Annotated in this window: 11 protein-coding genes; 7 read left to right on the forward strand and 4 right to left on the reverse strand. The window is 73.1% G+C overall.

The window, feature by feature from the left end; translation table 11 throughout:
* Positions 1 to 59 precede the first annotated feature (59 nt).
* Positions 60 to 2,249 carry an ATP-binding SpoIIE family protein phosphatase gene (locus tag AMK24_RS13290; protein WP_079190499.1) on the reverse strand — a complete coding sequence of 730 codons (2,190 nt, stop codon included), beginning with the start codon at positions 2,247 to 2,249 and terminating at the stop codon, positions 60 to 62.
* Positions 2,250 to 2,457: 208 nt separating this feature from the next.
* Between AMK24_RS13290 and aspS the strand changes: the two genes are divergently transcribed.
* Positions 2,458 to 4,266 (forward strand): aspartate--tRNA ligase, encoded by a 1,809-nt coding sequence (gene aspS, locus AMK24_RS13295; protein ID WP_073768353.1) that lies wholly within the window; start codon positions 2,458 to 2,460, stop codon positions 4,264 to 4,266.
* A 253-nt stretch (positions 4,267 to 4,519) separates the two neighbouring features.
* Entirely contained in the window at positions 4,520 to 5,335 is an 816-nt protein-coding gene (locus AMK24_RS13300) for a L,D-transpeptidase family protein (RefSeq protein WP_073768355.1), read from the forward strand.
* A 66-nt stretch (positions 5,336 to 5,401) separates the two neighbouring features.
* Here AMK24_RS13300 and metG read toward each other — a convergent pair whose 3' ends face one another.
* Entirely contained in the window at positions 5,402 to 7,015 is a 1,614-nt protein-coding gene (metG, locus tag AMK24_RS13305; RefSeq protein ID WP_073768357.1) for a methionine--tRNA ligase, read from the reverse strand.
* A gap of 193 nt (positions 7,016 to 7,208) precedes the next feature.
* Here metG and AMK24_RS13310 point away from each other — a divergent pair, with 193 nt between their 5' ends.
* Positions 7,209 to 7,901, forward strand: coding sequence for a response regulator transcription factor (locus AMK24_RS13310; protein WP_073768905.1), 693 nt, complete (start codon positions 7,209 to 7,211; stop codon positions 7,899 to 7,901).
* Positions 7,898 to 9,193, forward strand: a complete 1,296-nt coding sequence (locus AMK24_RS13315) for a sensor histidine kinase (RefSeq protein WP_073768359.1) — start codon at positions 7,898 to 7,900, stop codon at positions 9,191 to 9,193. The genes AMK24_RS13310 and AMK24_RS13315 overlap by 4 nt, the downstream gene beginning before the upstream one ends.
* Here the strand turns inward: AMK24_RS13315 and AMK24_RS13320 are convergent.
* Positions 9,127 to 10,965, reverse strand: a complete 1,839-nt coding sequence (locus AMK24_RS13320; RefSeq protein ID WP_073768906.1) for a VWA domain-containing protein — start codon at positions 10,963 to 10,965, stop codon at positions 9,127 to 9,129. The two genes, AMK24_RS13315 and AMK24_RS13320, sit on opposite strands and share 67 nt — an antisense overlap.
* A 291-nt stretch (positions 10,966 to 11,256) precedes the next feature.
* Here AMK24_RS13320 and AMK24_RS13325 point away from each other — a divergent pair, with 291 nt between their 5' ends.
* A complete protein-coding gene (locus AMK24_RS13325; RefSeq protein ID WP_073768362.1) occupies positions 11,257 to 13,326 on the forward strand; it encodes a PhoX family protein in 2,070 nt (689 codons plus the stop codon).
* 64 nt (positions 13,327 to 13,390) lie between these two features.
* Positions 13,391 to 13,792 carry an RNA-binding S4 domain-containing protein gene (locus AMK24_RS13330; protein ID WP_073768364.1) on the forward strand — a complete coding sequence of 134 codons (402 nt, stop codon included), beginning with the start codon at positions 13,391 to 13,393 and terminating at the stop codon, positions 13,790 to 13,792.
* A 36-nt stretch (positions 13,793 to 13,828) separates the two neighbouring features.
* On the opposite strand, the gene AMK24_RS13335 is transcribed toward AMK24_RS13330, so the two are convergent.
* Positions 13,829 to 14,755 (reverse strand): hypothetical protein, encoded by a 927-nt coding sequence (locus AMK24_RS13335; protein ID WP_073768366.1) that lies wholly within the window; start codon positions 14,753 to 14,755, stop codon positions 13,829 to 13,831.
* A 158-nt stretch (positions 14,756 to 14,913) separates the two neighbouring features.
* On the opposite strand from AMK24_RS13335, the gene AMK24_RS13340 reads away from it, so the two are divergent.
* Entirely contained in the window at positions 14,914 to 15,321 is a 408-nt protein-coding gene (locus tag AMK24_RS13340) for a hypothetical protein (protein WP_073768368.1), read from the forward strand.
* The last annotated feature ends 135 nt before the right edge of the window (positions 15,322 to 15,456 follow it).

Genomic DNA, 15,456 nt, shown 5'->3' on the forward strand with positions numbered 1-15,456 from the left:
CGCCCTCCCCGCCAGGCCGGAGCCGCGGCCTGAGGCCCCCGGGGGCCCACAGCCCGGGTTCAGGCGGTCGCTCCCACCGGCTCCTCCGGTTCCCCCGGCTTCCCCGGCTCCTCCCCCTCCTCCGGCTTCCCCTGTTCCTCCGGTTCCCCCGGGCCCTCCGCCTCGTACAGCTCGAACCAGATCGACTTCCCCTCACCGCGCGGGTCGACCCCCCACGCGTCCGCCAGCATCTCCATCAGCACGAGCCCCCGCCCGCTGGACGCCATCTCGCCCGGTCGTCGCTTGTGCGGCAGTTCGTCGCTGGCGTCGGCGACCTCGACGCGCAGCCGCCGCTCGCCCTGTTCGCCGGAGACCTCCGCCACCATCAGAGCGTCCCCGTCCGTGTGGACGAGCACGTTGGTGGCCATCTCGGAGACCATCAGGACCGCCGAGTCGACCTGCTCGGGGTCGCTCCAGTCGTGCAGCAGCTCGCGCACGAGCTGCCGCCCGACCGAGATCCGCTCGGGCTCGGCCTGCGCGATGGTCAGGACGCTGCGGCGCGGCGGGACCGCGCGGGTGGGAGTGCTCTCGCGGCGCAGGAGCAGCACCGCGATGTCGTCCTCCCGCCGGTCCGCGAGCGGTCCCGTCGTGTAGTGCGAGGACGGGCCGTGCACGGCCCCGACCAGTGCGTCGGCCATCTCCTCCAGGTCCTCGACGGGCTCCTCCAGGACCGGGCGCAGCCGGGTCCAACCGGTGGCCATGTCGTGTCCGCCGGTCTCGATGAGGCCGTCCGTGCACAGCATGATCGTTTCGCCGGGTTCCAGGACCACCCGGGTGGTGGGGTAGTCGGAGTCGGCCTCGATCCCCAGCGGCAGTCCGCCGGCCGTCTGCCGGATCACCGCGGTCCCGTCGGCGCTGACCACCACCGGGTCGGGGTGGCCCGCGCGGGCGATGTCCAGGGTGCCGTTCTCCGGGTCCACCTCCGCGTACAGGCAGGTCGCGAAGCGGGGCGCGGTGGCCCCCGGATCACCCTCGACGCTCTCGTCCGCGTCGGCGAGCCCGGACAGGAAGCGCGAGGCGCGGGCGAGCACGGCGTCGGGGCGGTGCCCCTCGGAGGCGTAGGCGCGCAGGGCGATCCGGAGCTGGCCCATCAGCCCGGCGGCCCGCACGTCATGGCCCTGGACGTCGCCGATGGCCAGGGCGATGCGGCCGTTGGGGAGCGGGATCATGTCGTACCAGTCGCCGCCCACCTGGAGGCCGCCGCCGGTCGGCACGTACCGTGCGGCCGCCGTCATTCCCGGGATCTCCGGGCCCAGGGTCGGCATCATCGAGCGCTGGAGCCCGAGCGACAGCTCGCGCTCCGTCTCGGCCGCCCCCGCGCGCGCCAGGGCCTGGGCGAGCATCCGGGCGACCGTCGAGAGCACCGCGCGCTCGTCCGGCGAGAACCCCACCGGGTGCCGGAACCCGGCCATCCACGCGCCCATCGTGCGGCCGGAGGCCACCAGCGGCAGGAAGGCCCAGGACTGCCGTCCGAAGCGTCGGGCCAGCGGCCAGGTGGCCGGATAGCGGCGGCGGTACTCCTCCGGGGAGGGGAGGTAGATGGCGCGGCCGGTGCGGACGACCTCGGCGGCCGGGTAGTCGGTGTCCAGCGCCATGTCGGTGAAGGCTTCCTCGTCGCCCGCGTTGTGCCCGTGGTGCCCGATGATCGTCAACCGCTCCCCGGCGGAGCCGAAGACCGCGAGGCCGTCGGGGGAGAAGCCGGGCATGGACAGCGACCCGGCCACCCGCAGCACCTCCGCGGTGGACCGGGCCTCGGCCAGCGCCCGCCCGGCGTCCAGCAGGAACGCCTCCCGGGACCGCCGCCAGTCCCCGGTGACCGGCATACGGGCCGCGGCGGTGGAGCCGGGCTGCGGCTCGGCGACCTCCTGGAGCGTGCCGATGAGGACGTAGCTCCCGGCCTCCCGGCCCGGCAGGACCACCGGCTTGGAGCGGCTGCGCACGGTACGGAGGACCCGCCCGCGCTCGTCCACGATCCGCAACCGCGCCTCGGCGACGGTCCCCTCGGTCACTGCGAGGTTCACCACCGCGTAGATCTCGTTCCAGTCGACCGGGTGGAAGCGGGAGCGCACCGCGGCCTCCCGGTAGCTGCCGGGTTCGGCGGGCAGCCCGACCAGCCGGGCCGCCTCCGCGTCGAGCGTGACCGTGCCGGCGGCGTTGTCCCAGCGCCACAGGCCCGTCGCGATGGCGGCCAGGACTTCCTCGGTGCGCATTGCCCCACTTTAGGAAGATCTGCTCGGTGGACGCCACCGAGGGCCCGCCGCCTGCGCGGAGGCAGGGAGGAGCGCCGGAGAGGGGCCGGGCGGGGCGACGGCGGGTGAGCCGCGGCTGCGGAGCGTAAGGGAAATGAAGCGGCTCGGTCCCGGACGGTAGCCTGGGGAGGCTCGATCCACCCCAACCGCGAAGACTGGATGAACGACGATGCATCGGTACAGGTCCCACACCTGCGGCGAGCTCCGCGCCTCTGACGTCGGCACCGACGTCCGGCTGAGCGGCTGGCTGCACAATCGCCGAGACCTGGGCGGCATCCTCTTCATCGATCTGCGCGACCACTACGGTCTGGTGCAGCTCGTCGCTCGCCCCGGCACGCCCGCCAACGAGGCGCTGGCGAAGCTCACCAAGGAGACCGTCGTCCGCGTCGACGGCAAGGTCTCCGCGCGCGGCGCCGACAACGTCAACCCGGAGCTGCCGACCGGCGAGATCGAGATCGAGGTCACCGAGGTCGAGGTGCTCGGCGAGGCGGCCCCGCTGCCGTTCACGATCAACACCGAGGACGGCGTCAACGAGGAGCGGCGGCTGGAGTACCGCTTCCTCGATCTGCGGCGCGAGCGCATGCACCGCAACATCATGCTGCGCTCGGCCGTGATCGCCGCCATCCGTTCCAAGATGGTGGCGCTCGGCTTCAACGAGATGGCGACCCCGATCCTCACCGCGACCTCCCCCGAGGGCGCCCGTGACTTCGTCGTCCCGTCCCGGCTGAACCCCGGCAAGTTCTACGCGCTGCCGCAGGCCCCGCAGCAGTTCAAGCAGCTGCTGATGATCTCGGGCTTCGACCGCTACTTCCAGATCGCGCCCTGCTTCCGCGACGAGGACGCCCGCGCGGACCGCTCGCCGGGCGAGTTCTACCAGCTCGACGTGGAGATGTCCTTCGTCGAGCAGGAGGACGTCTTCCAGCCGATCGAGAAGCTGATGACCGAGCTCTTCACCGAGTTCGGCAACGGACGCGAGGTCACCTCGCCGTTCCCGCGCATCCCGTTCCGCGAGTCGATGCTGAAGTACGGCAACGACAAGCCGGACCTGCGGGCCAAGCTGGAGCTCGTCGACATCTCGGACGTCTTCGCGGACTCCGGGTTCAAGGCGTTCGCTGGCAAGCACGTCCGCGCGCTGCCCGTCCCCGACACCGCGGGCCAGTCCCGCAAGTTCTTCGACGGCCTGGGCGAGTACGCCGTCGAGCACGGCGCCAAGGGGCTGGCCTGGGTGCGGGTGGGCGAGGACGGCACGCTCGCCGGTCCGATCGCCAAGTTCCTCACCGAGACCGACGTCAAGACGCTCACCGAGCGCCTTTCGCTGGTCCCGGGCCACGCGGTCTTCTTCGGCGCGGGCGAGTTCGACGAGGTCTCCAAGATCATGTCGGCGGTCCGGGTCGAGGCGGCCAAGCGCGCCGGCCACTTCGAGGAGGGCGTCTTCCGGTTCTGCTGGATCGTCGACTTCCCGATGTACGAGAAGGACGAGGAGACCGGCCGGATCGACTTCTCGCACAACCCCTTCTCGATGCCCCAGGGCGGCCTCGCCGACCTGGAGGAGAAGGACCCGCTCGACATCCTGGCCTGGCAGTACGACATCGTCTGCAACGGCATCGAGCTGTCGTCGGGCGCCATCCGCAACCACGAGCCCGAGCTGATGCTCAAGGCGTTCGAGATCGCCGGTTACGACCGCGAGACCGTGGAGCACGAGTTCGCGGGCATGCTCCGCGCGTTCCGGCTGGGCGCTCCCCCGCACGGCGGCATCGCCCCGGGCGTCGACCGCATCGTAATGCTGCTCGCCGACGAGCCGAACATCCGCGAGACGATCGCGTTCCCGCTCAACGGCAACGCCCAGGACCTGATGATGGGCGCCCCGACCGAGCTGGACGAGTCCCGTCTGCGGGAGCTGAACATCCAGCTGCGCAAGCCGGTGGCCGCCAAGAGCGCGGCGGAGAAGTCTGCGGCGGAGAAGCCCGCCTCGGAGTAGGCGGTCCGTGGGGACGCGGCGGTCCGGAAGGGACCGCTCGCCCCGCCCTGCGGATGTTTCACGTGAAACAGCCCCCGATCACCTGATCGGGGGCTGTTTCGTTGCAGGGCCGCCGGCGGCGGCGGGGCGACGGGGTACAGCCGGATGGCCCCGGTTCGGATTCGGCCGGGGCGGCCCCGGCAAAGACTGGCAGCGAGAGACCTCCACCGCACCGCGTGCCGCGCCGTCCGCCGTCCCCGAGGAGCCATCCGCCGTGTCCGTCCCGCGCCGCCCCCCGGCCCTGCTCGCCGCCCCGCTCCTCGCCCTGGTCCTGCTGCTCACCGGCTGCTCCTCGGACCCCGCCCCCGCGAAGGCCCCCGTGGGCGCGCCGGGGCGGGGGGCGGCGGGCCCGGAGTCCGACGCCGCGCCCGCACGCCGGGCCTCGTCCGGCCAGGATGCCGGCCCGGCCCCCGGGCGGAGTCCCGCCCCGGCCCCCACCGCGATCCCCGGTCTGGGACCGGAGACCCTGGCGAAGATCCCCGCCGAGACCCGGCAGGTGTTCGTCGTGACCGGCGAGGACGCCGACGCCAACCGGTCCAGCGCGATCCTCTACAGCCGTGAGGACCCGGTCGAGGGATGGAAGCCCACCGCCGGGCCCTGGGACGCGCACAACGGCATGAAGGGGTGGACCGACCACCACGTGGCCGGCGACCTGAGATCCCCCACGGGCGTCTACACCCTCACCGATGCGGGCGGGCGCCTCCCCGACCCGGGCGCTCTGCTCCCGTACGACGAACACCCCCGGTTCGCGGTGGACGGCGAGGGGTTCTTCGGCGAGCCGCTGGAGGGTTCCTTCGACTACGTCGTCGCGATCAACTACAACCGCACGGAAGGCGTCAGCCCGCTCGACCGCACCCGCCCCCTCGGCCTCGAACGCGGCGGCGGCATCTGGATCCACGTCGACCACGGCGGCCCCACCCAGGGCTGCGTCTCCGTCCCGGAGGACCGGATGCGGGAACTCCTGCGCACCCTGGACCCGGCGCTGCACCCGGTGATCGTCATGGGCGACGCGGAGACGCTGGGGCGGTGAGACCGGGCCCGGACGCGAGGAGCCCGGGACCACGACGGTGGTCCCGGGCTCCTGTGCGTACGGCGGCTACGCCGGCTTCTCCTCCAGGCGGGGGAACAGCACCGCGCCCTTCGTCACCGTCGCGCCCACGGGCAGGACGCCCCACGTGCCCGCGTCCTGGACCCTCTGGTCGGCCAGCGCGCCCAGGGACTCCTCGGCGCCCAGCGACTCCCAGAGCTTCCGCGAGGTCTCCGGCATGACCGGGTTGAGCAGGACCGCGACCCCGCGCAGCGCCTCGGCCGCCGTGTAGAGGACGGCCGCCAGGCGGGCCTGGCCCTCCGGGGAGGTGTCCTTGGCCACCTTCCACGGCTCCTGCTCCGTGATGTAGCCGTTGACCTGCTTCACGAAGTCGAAGACCGCCAGGATGCCGCCCTGGAAGTCCAGCTCCTCGCCGATCTTCCGGTCGGCCGTGGCGACGGCCTTCGCCAGGCCCTCCCGCACGGCCAGCTCGGCGTCGCCGGCGGCCGTGTCCGCCGGCAGCGCGCCGCCGAAGTACTTGCCGACCATCGCCGCCACGCGCGAGGCGAGGTTGCCGTAGTCGTTGGCCAGCTCGGAGGTGTAGCGGGCCGAGAAGTCCTCCCAGGAGAACGAACCGTCGCTGCCGTACGCGATGGCCCGCAGGAAGTACCAGCGGTACGCGTCCACGCCGAAGTGCGCCGTCAGGTCCTGCGGCTTGATGCCGGTCAGGTTCGACTTCGACATCTTCTCGCCGCCGACCATCAGCCAGCCGTTGGCGACGACCTTGCCGGGGAGCGGCAGGCCCTGCGCCATCAGCATGGCGGGCCAGATCACCGAGTGGAAGCGGAGGATGTCCTTGCCGATCAGGTGCACGTCCGCCGGGAACGTACCGTCGAACTTCTCCTGGTCGGCGCCGTAGCCGACGGCCGTGGCGTAGTTGAGCAGGGCGTCGACCCACACGTAGATGACGTGCTCGTCGTCCCACGGCACCGGGACGCCCCAGTCGAAGGTGGAGCGCGAGATCGACAGGTCCTGGAGACCCTGCTCGACGAAGTTCACGACCTCGTTGCGCGCCGACTCGGGCTGGATGAAGTCCGGGTTCGCCGCGTAGAACTCCAGCAGCTTCGGGCCGTACGCGCTGAGCTTGAAGAAGTAGTTCTCCTCCTTGAGGAGCTCCACCGGCTTCTTGTGGATCGGGCACAGCTTCTGCCCGGCGAGGTCGCCCTCGCCGTCGATCAGGTCGCCGGGGAGCTTGTACTCCTCGCAGCCCACGCAGTACGGGCCCTCGTACCCGCCCTTGTAGATCTCGCCCTTGTCGTACAGGTCCTGCACGAACTCCTGCACCCGGTCGGTGTGCCGCTTCTCCGTGGTCCGGATGAAGTCGTCGTTGGCGATGTCCAGGTGCTCCCAGAGGGGCTTCCACGCCTCCTCGACGAGCTTGTCCGCCCACGCCTGAGGGGTGACGCCGTTCGCCTCGGCGGTGCGCATGATCTTCTGACCGTGCTCGTCCGTGCCGGTGAGATACCACACCTTCTCGCCACGCTGGCGGTGCCAGCGTGTGAGCACGTCGCCTGCGACGGTCGTGTAGGCGTGGCCCAGGTGAGGAGCGTCGTTGACGTAGTAGATGGGGGTCGAGACGTAGAACGCCTTCGCCCCCTGCTTCTCGGATCCAGTGGCCGCCATGGCGGAAATCCTACGGCCCCGGGGAGCGGCGTACTCACATCGGCGGTCGGGGCCCGCCCGGGGAAAGCGCGGTCGAGCGGTGCCCGCCCCGGGGCGGAGAGCTGTGCGGCACATCCGCCGCCCCCTGGTTACCGTAGGAAAGTCGCATCCTGGGAGGGGGCGGGCAACCGTGCACGAGGCAGGGGGCATCACCATGCGGGTACTGGTCGCCGAAGACGAGGAGGTCCTCGCGGAGCTGGTCGCCACCGGACTGCGCCGGGCCGGCTTCGCGGTCGACACGGTCTACAGCGGGGACGCGGCCCTCGCCTATCTCGGTCTGCACGACTACGACGTCGTGGTGCTCGACCGCGATCTGCCCCGGGTGCACGGCGACGACGTGGCCCGCCGGCTGATCGCCTCGGGCTCCCGCACCCGCATCCTGATGCTCACCGCCTCCAGCGCCATGGAGGACCGGGTCGCCGGGCTCGACCTCGGGGCCGACGACTACGTCACCAAGCCCTTCGAGTTCCCCGAACTGGTCTCCCGGGTGCGCGCCCTGCGGCGGCGCAGCGACCGCCCCGTGCCGCCCCAGCTGGAGCGGCACGGCATACGGCTCGACACCGTGCGGCGCTCCGCACGGCGCGACGGCCGGGAGCTGGACCTGTCGCCCAAGGAGTTCACCGTGCTGCAGCTGCTCCTGGAGGCGGACGGCGGCACCGTCAGCGCGGAGGAGCTGCTGGAGCGGGCCTGGGACGCCCACACGGGCCCTTCTCCCCGCTCTCCCCTGCCGTACGAGCGGGGGCGGCCCCACCCGGGCGCGGTACGCGTCTGCGTGGGCGAACTCCGCTCCAAGCTCGGCGAGCCCGGGCTGATCCGCACCGTGCAGGACGTCGGGTACGCCCTGTGAAGCGGCCGTCCGTCCTGCGGCGGCTGGTGGCCGCCTCGAAGCTGCCGCACTCGACGATCCGGACCCGCATCGCCCTCGTGTACGGCGGCGTCTTCCTGGTCCTGGGCACCGCCCTGCTGGCCACCGTCAACCTGGCCTCCCGCGCCGGTACGGAGACCGAGGCGCGGGCCATCGCCTCGTCGGCGGTCGTCGCCCCGCCCGGGTACACGGTGAACGGTCCCTTCGTCGCCCGCGGCTCCACCGGGTCGTCCACCGCCTACGAACTCACCGACCACGTCAGCGACGCGGCGGGCAAGCAGCTCATGAACTGGTCCTTCGCCGCGCTGCTCGTGATGACGGCGGGCGCGGTCGGGGTCGGCTGGTGGACGGCGGGCCGGGTGCTGCGGCCGGTCCACGAGATGACCGCGAAGGCCCGCCGGCTCTCCGAGCGGACCCTGCACGAGGGGATCGCGTCCAACGGCCCCGACGACGAACTGAAGGAGCTGGGGGAGACGCTGGACGCGCTGCTGGGCCGCCTGGAGCGGGCGTTCGACAGCCAGCGGAGGTTCATCGCGAACGCCTCGCACGAGCTGCGGACCCCGCTGGCCACCCAGCGCGCGGCGATCCAGATCGGCCTGGACGACCCCTCGCCCGAGGATCTCGTCCGCACCCGGCAGACCCTGCTGGACACCAACCGGCGCAGCGAACGGCTCATCGAGGGACTGCTCGTGCTGGCCCGCAGCGAACGGGGGCTGGCCGCGGACGAGCGCGAGACGGTCCTCCTGGACCGGGTGGTCCGGGAGGAGGCGGCCCGGCATCCGGCGGTGGGGGGCGCGGGGCCGGAGGGCGGCGCGCCGGGAAGGCCGGGTGCGGAAGACGGGCCGACGGTGAAGGTCGTGACAGCCCCCTGTTCCGTACGCGGCAACCGGCTGCTGCTCGCTCAGCTGGTGACGAACCTGCTGGCCAACGCCGTCACGTACAACGTGCCCGGCGGCTCGGTGGAGGTGTCGCTGAGCGGGGAGGGGGTCCTGCTGGTGCGCAACACCGGCCCGGTGGTCTCCGAGGCCGATATCGCGGGGTTCTTCGAGCCGTTCCGCCGGGGCGAGGGCCGGGACCGGATGGGCCCCGGGTCGGGGCTCGGGCTGTCGATCGTCCGGTCGATCGCGGTGGCCCACGGCGGAACGGTCACGGCGAGGCCGGGCCCGGGGGGCGGCGGGCTCGCCGTGACCGTACGGCTGCCGGCCGATCAGCCCTCGGCGCCGGCTCCGCGCGCGGCGGTCCAGGCGGGCAGCCCGGCCAGGATTTCCCGGTAGAGCTCGGCGTCCGCGATCTCGCGGGGCGCCGTTCCGGCGTGGAAGTAACCGGTGTTCGGGGCGTCGAGCTTCCGCAGGAAGTCGAAACCCTTCGCGTCCGGGTCGCCGAAGGCGACGAACTGGAAGAACAGCGGCAGCCGCTCCGCGTCGGCGAGGGCCTGGCGGGCGGGCTGCTTGGCGTCCGGAGGGCCGTCCGTCTGGAAGATCACGAGGGCCGGGCCGGCGGCCCCGGACTTCTCGTAGTGGGCGACGACCTCCGCGACGGCGTGTTCGTAGTGCGTCCGGCCCAGGCGGCCGAGGTCCGCGTGCAGTTCGTCGACGCGGCCCTCGTGACCGGAGAGTTCGAGGGTTCCGGTGCCGTCGAGCTCGGTCGAGAAGAAGACGACCGGCACGGCGGCGTCCTCGTCCAGGTGCGCGGCGAGCGCGAGCGCCCGGTCGCCCAGGTGCTGGGCGCTGCCGTCCTTGTAGAACGGCCGCATCGAGCCGGAGCGGTCCAGCACGAGGTAGACGCGGGCACGGAACCCGGTCAGGTCGTGCGCCTTGAGCGCCGCCTGCGCGGCCTTGTAGGGGCCGGCGAGCTGCGGAGCCCGCGAGGTCACCTTGGCGAGCGTGGTGGCGGACTTGCGGGGCGCGGCGGCCGGTTCGGGGGCGGCCTCGGCTTCCGTCTCGGCCTCGGCCTGGGCCTCGGCGGGCTCGGGGGCGGTCTTCGCCTCCGTCTCGCCCTCGGTCCCGGCGGGCTCGGGGGTGGCCTCCGCCTCGGCCTGGGCAGGCTCGGGGGTGGCCTCCGCCCCGGTCTTCGTCTCGGGCTCGGTGGCTTCCGCCTCGGCCTGGGCAGGCCCGGGGGCGGTCTCCGGCTCGGGCTCGGGCTTCGCTCCGGTCGCCTCGGGCTCGGTGGGCTCGGTCTTCGCCCCGGTCTTCACCTCGGGGCCGGTGGGCTCGGCCTCTGCCTCGGTCTTCGCCTCGGTCTTCGCCTCGGGCTCGGACGCGGCCTCCGCGGCGGGGGCGGGGGTGGTCTCAGCCTCGACGGGCTCGGACGCGGCCTCGGCTTCGGTCTCGGCGGGCTCGGACGCGGGGGCCTCCGCGGTGGGGGCGGCCTCGGTCCGGGCCGGCTCGGGGGCGGCCTCGGCTTCCGGGGTCTCTGCAGGCGTCTCCGCCTTGGTCTCAGTCTCCAGGTCCTCGGCAGGCGTCTCCGCCTCGACCTCCGCCTCGGTCTCCGCCTCGGGCGCCTTGGAGGGCGCCTCCGCCTCGGTCGGCGCGGGCTCCGGCTCCGGTGCGGCCTCCCGGACGTCGTCCAGGTCGAGGTCGATCGTGATCGGCGCCCGCTCCTCCGCCCCGGCCTCCGCCGCCCCGGCCTCGGCAGGCGTCCCGGAGGCCACCGGCTCCCCGGGCGCGACGGGACCGGCGGTCGCTTCCTCGGGCTTCTCCGCCTTCGGGGCGGCGTCCCCGGCCGACCCCTGGGCGGGGACGGTCGCCGTCGCGGGGGCGGCGGCCGGCCTGTCGAACGCCTCCGCCACCAGGTCGGCGACCGGTGAGCCGTCACGCTCCGTGGCGGTGTCGGAGAGGGGGGCCGTCGACGGAGCCTCCGTGGACGGGGGCGAGGCGGGCGCCGGGATCGACGCCTTCGGCTCCGCCGTGGGCCCGGCCGCCGAAGTGGTCTCCGGTTCCGTCTCCTTGGGCTGAGTGCGCTCGGCCTGGGGCGGGACGGTGGCCGTGGTCGGCTCGTCCTGCTCCGTGCGGCCGAACACCTTACGCAGCAAGCTCCGAATGCCCATGAGCGAGGCCTTTCGCATGAGTTGGGTGCGGGGAATGTCCGACCTGGGCGAATTCATCCCTGGCCAGGACGGATACGTAAGGTTAGCGGCCGGATCAGGCCGTACGCCGGTGCGGCCCACCCCTGCGTCAACCGAGCCGCAACCGTTCCCGTACCGAGTCCGGGGCGCCGCACCCCAGGGGCGCGAGAAGACAGCGGTGGCCCGGACTTCACCCCCCGTTCACCGGGAGTCCCACGGACCGCGTGAAGGCGCACATACCGTCTCGCACGACACCAGACGGAGGGAATCCACGTGCGCAACCTGCTGCCGTTCATCAGCTCGCATCCCGGGGGGCGTTCCGCGCTGACCTGCCGCTTCCGCTGCGGGGACGCCTGTTTCAAGGAGACGCCCAACACCAGCGACAACGAGTACGCCGGCGACATCATCGCCGGCGCCGTGTCGCGCCGCTCGATGATGCGCGCCGCCGCCGTGGTCACCGTCGCCACCGCCGCAGGGACCGCCGTGCTGACCGGCCCGGGCGCCCCGCGGGCCGAGGCCGTCGTCCCGGCCGGACACGGCCACAAGCCGGGCCACCCCCACCGCCCGTCCTCCTCCGGGGCGCGTGGCCTGCGGTTCTCGCCGGTCGCACCCAACAAGGACGACAAGGTCACCGTCCCCGACGGGTACGCCCAGAACGTGGTGATCCGCTGGGGCGAACCGATTCTGCGCGGCGCACCCGCCTTCGACCCGGACAAGCAGACGGCGAAGGCGCAGGCGGGCCAGTTCGGCTACAACAACGACTTCCTCTCCCTGCTCCCGCTGCGCGGCGAGCACGGCCGGCAGGTCATGGTCGCCAACCACGAGTACACGGACGAGATCCTCATGTTCCGTGGCTACGATCCGGCCAACCCCACCCGCGAGCAGGTGGAGATCGCCTGGGCGGCGCACGGACTTTCCGTGGTCGTCGTCCAGGAGGAGCACCGCACCGGCAAGCTGGGCCCGGTCAACCGGCACCCGCTGAACCGCCGTCTGACCGCGACGAGCGAGTTCCGCATGACGGGCCCCGCCGCGGGGAGCGCCCTGCTGCGCACGTCCGCCGACCGCACCGGCCGCAAGGTGCTCGGCACCCTCAACAACTGCGCGGGCGGCACCACGCCGTGGGGCACCACGCTGCACGGCGAGGAGAACTTCAACCAGTACTTCGCCAACGGCTCCACCGCCATGCACAAGCGGTACGGGATCGGCGCGGGCGAGACGGAGCGCAAGTGGGAGCGCTTCGACCAGCGCTTCGACCTCGCCAAGGAGCCCAACGAGGCCAACCGCTTCGGCTGGGTCGTCGAACTCGACCCGTACGACCCGGACTCCACCCCGCGCAAGCGGACCGCGCTGGGCCGGTTCAAGCACGAGGCGGCGCAGCCCCGGCTCACCTCCGACGGCCGCCCGGTCGTCTACATGGGCGACGACGAGAAGTTCGACTACCTCTACAAGTTCGTCTCCAGCAAGCGGATGAAGAAGGGGAACTCGCGGGCCGCCCGTGAGCACAACCTGACGCTGCTGGACGAGGGGACGCTGTACGTCGCCAAGTTGACGGGCGACTCTCCGGTCACCGAGATCGACGGCACCGGAAAGCTGCCCGTCGACGGGGAGTTCGACGGCAGCGGCATGTGGATCCCGCTGGCCACCGGCACCACCTCGCACGTGCCGGGCATGACCGCCGAGGAGGTGTACGTCTACACCCGGGTCGCCGGTGACAAGGTCGGCGCGACCAAGATGGACCGCCCCGAGGACGTCGAGCCCTCGCCGCGCACCGGCCGGGTCTATGTGGCGCTCACCAACAACACGGACCGCGGCAAGGCGGGCAAGGCGGGTGCGGACGAGGCCAACCCGCGCAACAACAACAAGCACGGGCAGGTCCTGGAGCTGGCGGAGAACTGGGACGACCCGGCGAGCGACGGCTTCGCCTGGCGGCTGTTCCTCGTGGCGGGCGACCCGGACGACCCGTCGACGTACTTCGCGGGCTTCCCCAAGGAGAACGTCAGCCCCATCTCCTGCCCGGACAACGTGGCGTTCGACGCCCACGGCAACCTGTGGATCTCCACGGACGGCAACAAGCTCGACTCGCACGACGGCCTGTTCGGCGTGGCGACGCAGGGTGAGCGCCGAGGTGAACTGAAGCAGTTCCTCACCGTCCCGTCCGGGGCCGAGACCTGCGGCCCGGTCATCCAGGACCGTCGCGTCCTGGTCGCCGTCCAGCACCCGGGAGAGACGGACGGGGCGTCCGTGGAGAACCCGGCGAGCACCTGGCCCGACGGACCGGGCAAGATCGTCCGCCCCGCCGTCGTCGCCGTCTGGCGCAAGGACGGACGCGACATCGGCGTGTGAGGTCCGGCGGGCGGGAGGATGACCGCCTCCCGCCCGCCGCCCTCTCCGCACTACAGTCGGAACCATGGTTTCCGGTGACGCGCCGCAGGCGGAGGGAAGCGTCCGGGTCGACGTGTGGATCTGGTCGGTCCGGCTGACGAAGACGCGGGCCCAGGCGGCCGCCGCCTGCCGGGCGGGGCATGTGAAGGTCGGCGGCGACCGGGCCAAGCCCGCGCAGGCCGTCCGCGTCGGTGACGAGGTGCGGCTGCGGCACGCGGGGCGGGACCGGGTGGTGGTCGTCTCGAAGATCGTGAAGAAGCGGGTCGGCCCGCCGGTGGCCGCGGAGTGCTTCATCGACAACAGCCCGCCCCCGCCGCCCCGCGAGATGGCGATCCAGGTGCCCGTACGGGACCGGGGCGCGGGCCGCCCGACCAAGCGCGACCGCCGGGAGATGGAGCGCCTTCAGGGGCGCCCGCCGGCCGGCTGAGCCCCCGCGGCGCGCCGGACCGTCCGCGGGGCGGGGTCACCGCCCCGGCGTGCCGGACCGCCGCCGCAGGACGAGCCGGGCCGCCACCGCCCCTACGAGCAGCACCGCGCCGACCGCCGGCACCGCCCACGACGTGGTCCTCAGCGAGGCCGTGAGGGCGTCGACCACCGCGGCCGCCGCGTCCCGGTCGCCGCCGGGGACCTCGTCCAGCACCCGGCCGCGGCCGACCGAGACCAGCACCCGGAGCACGATCCCGCCGAGCACGAGCCCGGCGCCCACGACCGCGGTGGCCCACAGCCCGCCCCGCAGCCCGCGCCGTACGGTCGCGACGCCCACCACCAGGACGAGGAGGACCAGCGTGGCGACGGCCGGCCAGACGCTGCACTGGCGGAGCCGGCGGAACGAACTCCTGAAGTCGTCGGCCTGATCCGGGCCGAGCACGGTGATCTCCGTCCGCTCGACCGGGATCTGGTCGGCGAACGGCACCCCGTCGCGTACGAGGTCCTTCTTGACCTGGTCGATCACCGGGGCCAGGTCGATCGTCACCGGCTCGCCGCCGTCGCCGTCCAGGGCGGCCGTCACCGCCTCGTGGGCGGTCCGGTTCGCGGTGTCCCAGGCGTTGCGGAAGACGTCGGTGGTGGTGAACGACGACACGGTCCGGTGCAGGAAGTCGCGGACCGTGTCCTGGAGCGGTCCGAGGTCGATCCGGCGCATGGCCTCCTCGGTGACCAGGTCCGCGACGGTGCTCTGCACCGCCGGGTCGGAGGAGAGCGGGGACACGGCGGCGACGTACCGGTCGGCGTCGTCGATCTCCAGGTCCACCCACGCGGAGAGCGCGCTCAGCGGCACCAGGAGGGCGAGCAGGACGAGCAGGACCGCCGAGAGGGCCGCCGGGACCGCCGAGCGCGACGGACGCGACGAGTCCGCCGGGGTCTTCGAGGTCGTCGGGGGAGAGGTCCGCACCCCTCCAGGAAATCCCCTCGGGGCCCGGACCGCTTGGGGCCGTACGCCGTTCGAGTTGCCGGGCCGGGCGGCCGGGTGTGCTCTGGAGGAACGGGGGCGTGCCACGGGGCGGGAGGAACGGGGGCGTGCCACGGGGGCGACGGAAGGAGCTGTCCGCGATGGTCGTACACACAGCGATGCCCCGCCGGAGGGGCGGCGGCACGCACGCACGGACCCGCCACCACACCCCGCTGGCCTGGGCCCTGCCCCTGGTGCTCGGCGTGGTCTACGGCTTCTACGCGGCGTTCATCCGCCGCGACGGCGGCCCCAGCACCGGCGGGCAGGTTCTCCTCGGGCTCGTCTCCGGCGCCGCTCTGGCCGTCCTCTGCTTCGCGCTGGGGCGGATCCAGCGCTCCTTGCCCCGTGAACTGCGGGCGGTCGCGTACGGCGCGCTGACCGCGTGCGCGATCGGCTTCCTGGTGAGCCTCACCGACACCAGCGTGCTGCGGTCCACCGTGCTGGGCCTGGCGGTCGGGGCGGGCGTCCTCTGCGTGTCGTACTACGCCTTCTACGTGCGGGAGACCTGAGGGCCCCGGGCCGCCTTCCGTGCCCCCGTCCGTGTGCGCGGACGCCGGATGCGATCCGGCGGCCGCGCCTCCGCGTCCGGCGCCCCGAGGCCGGGGGAGCGGGCCGGGTCCACACGGAACCGGGGCGCCGGCGCC

This window comes from Streptomyces sp. CB02366, assembly GCF_001905905.1.
Taxonomy (GTDB): Bacteria; Actinomycetota; Actinomycetes; order Streptomycetales; family Streptomycetaceae; genus Streptomyces.

Bases quoted from the DNA above. Each gene is read 5' to 3' on its own strand.
- AMK24_RS13310 (WP_073768905.1), top strand. From the start codon at position 7,209: ATGCGGGTACTGGTCGCCGAAGACGAGGAGGTCCTCGCGGAGCTGGTC.
- AMK24_RS13330 (WP_073768364.1), top strand. From the start codon at position 13,391: ATGGTTTCCGGTGACGCGCCGCAGGCGGAGGGAAGCGTCCGGGTCGAC.
- AMK24_RS13320 (WP_073768906.1), bottom strand. From the start codon at position 10,965: ATGGGCATTCGGAGCTTGCTGCGTAAGGTGTTCGGCCGCACGGAGCAG.
- aspS (WP_073768353.1), top strand. From the start codon at position 2,458: ATGCATCGGTACAGGTCCCACACCTGCGGCGAGCTCCGCGCCTCTGAC.
- AMK24_RS13290 (WP_079190499.1), bottom strand. From the start codon at position 2,249: ATGCGCACCGAGGAAGTCCTGGCCGCCATCGCGACGGGCCTGTGGCGC.
- AMK24_RS13340 (WP_073768368.1), top strand. From the start codon at position 14,914: ATGGTCGTACACACAGCGATGCCCCGCCGGAGGGGCGGCGGCACGCAC.
- metG (WP_073768357.1), bottom strand. From the start codon at position 7,015: ATGGCGGCCACTGGATCCGAGAAGCAGGGGGCGAAGGCGTTCTACGTC.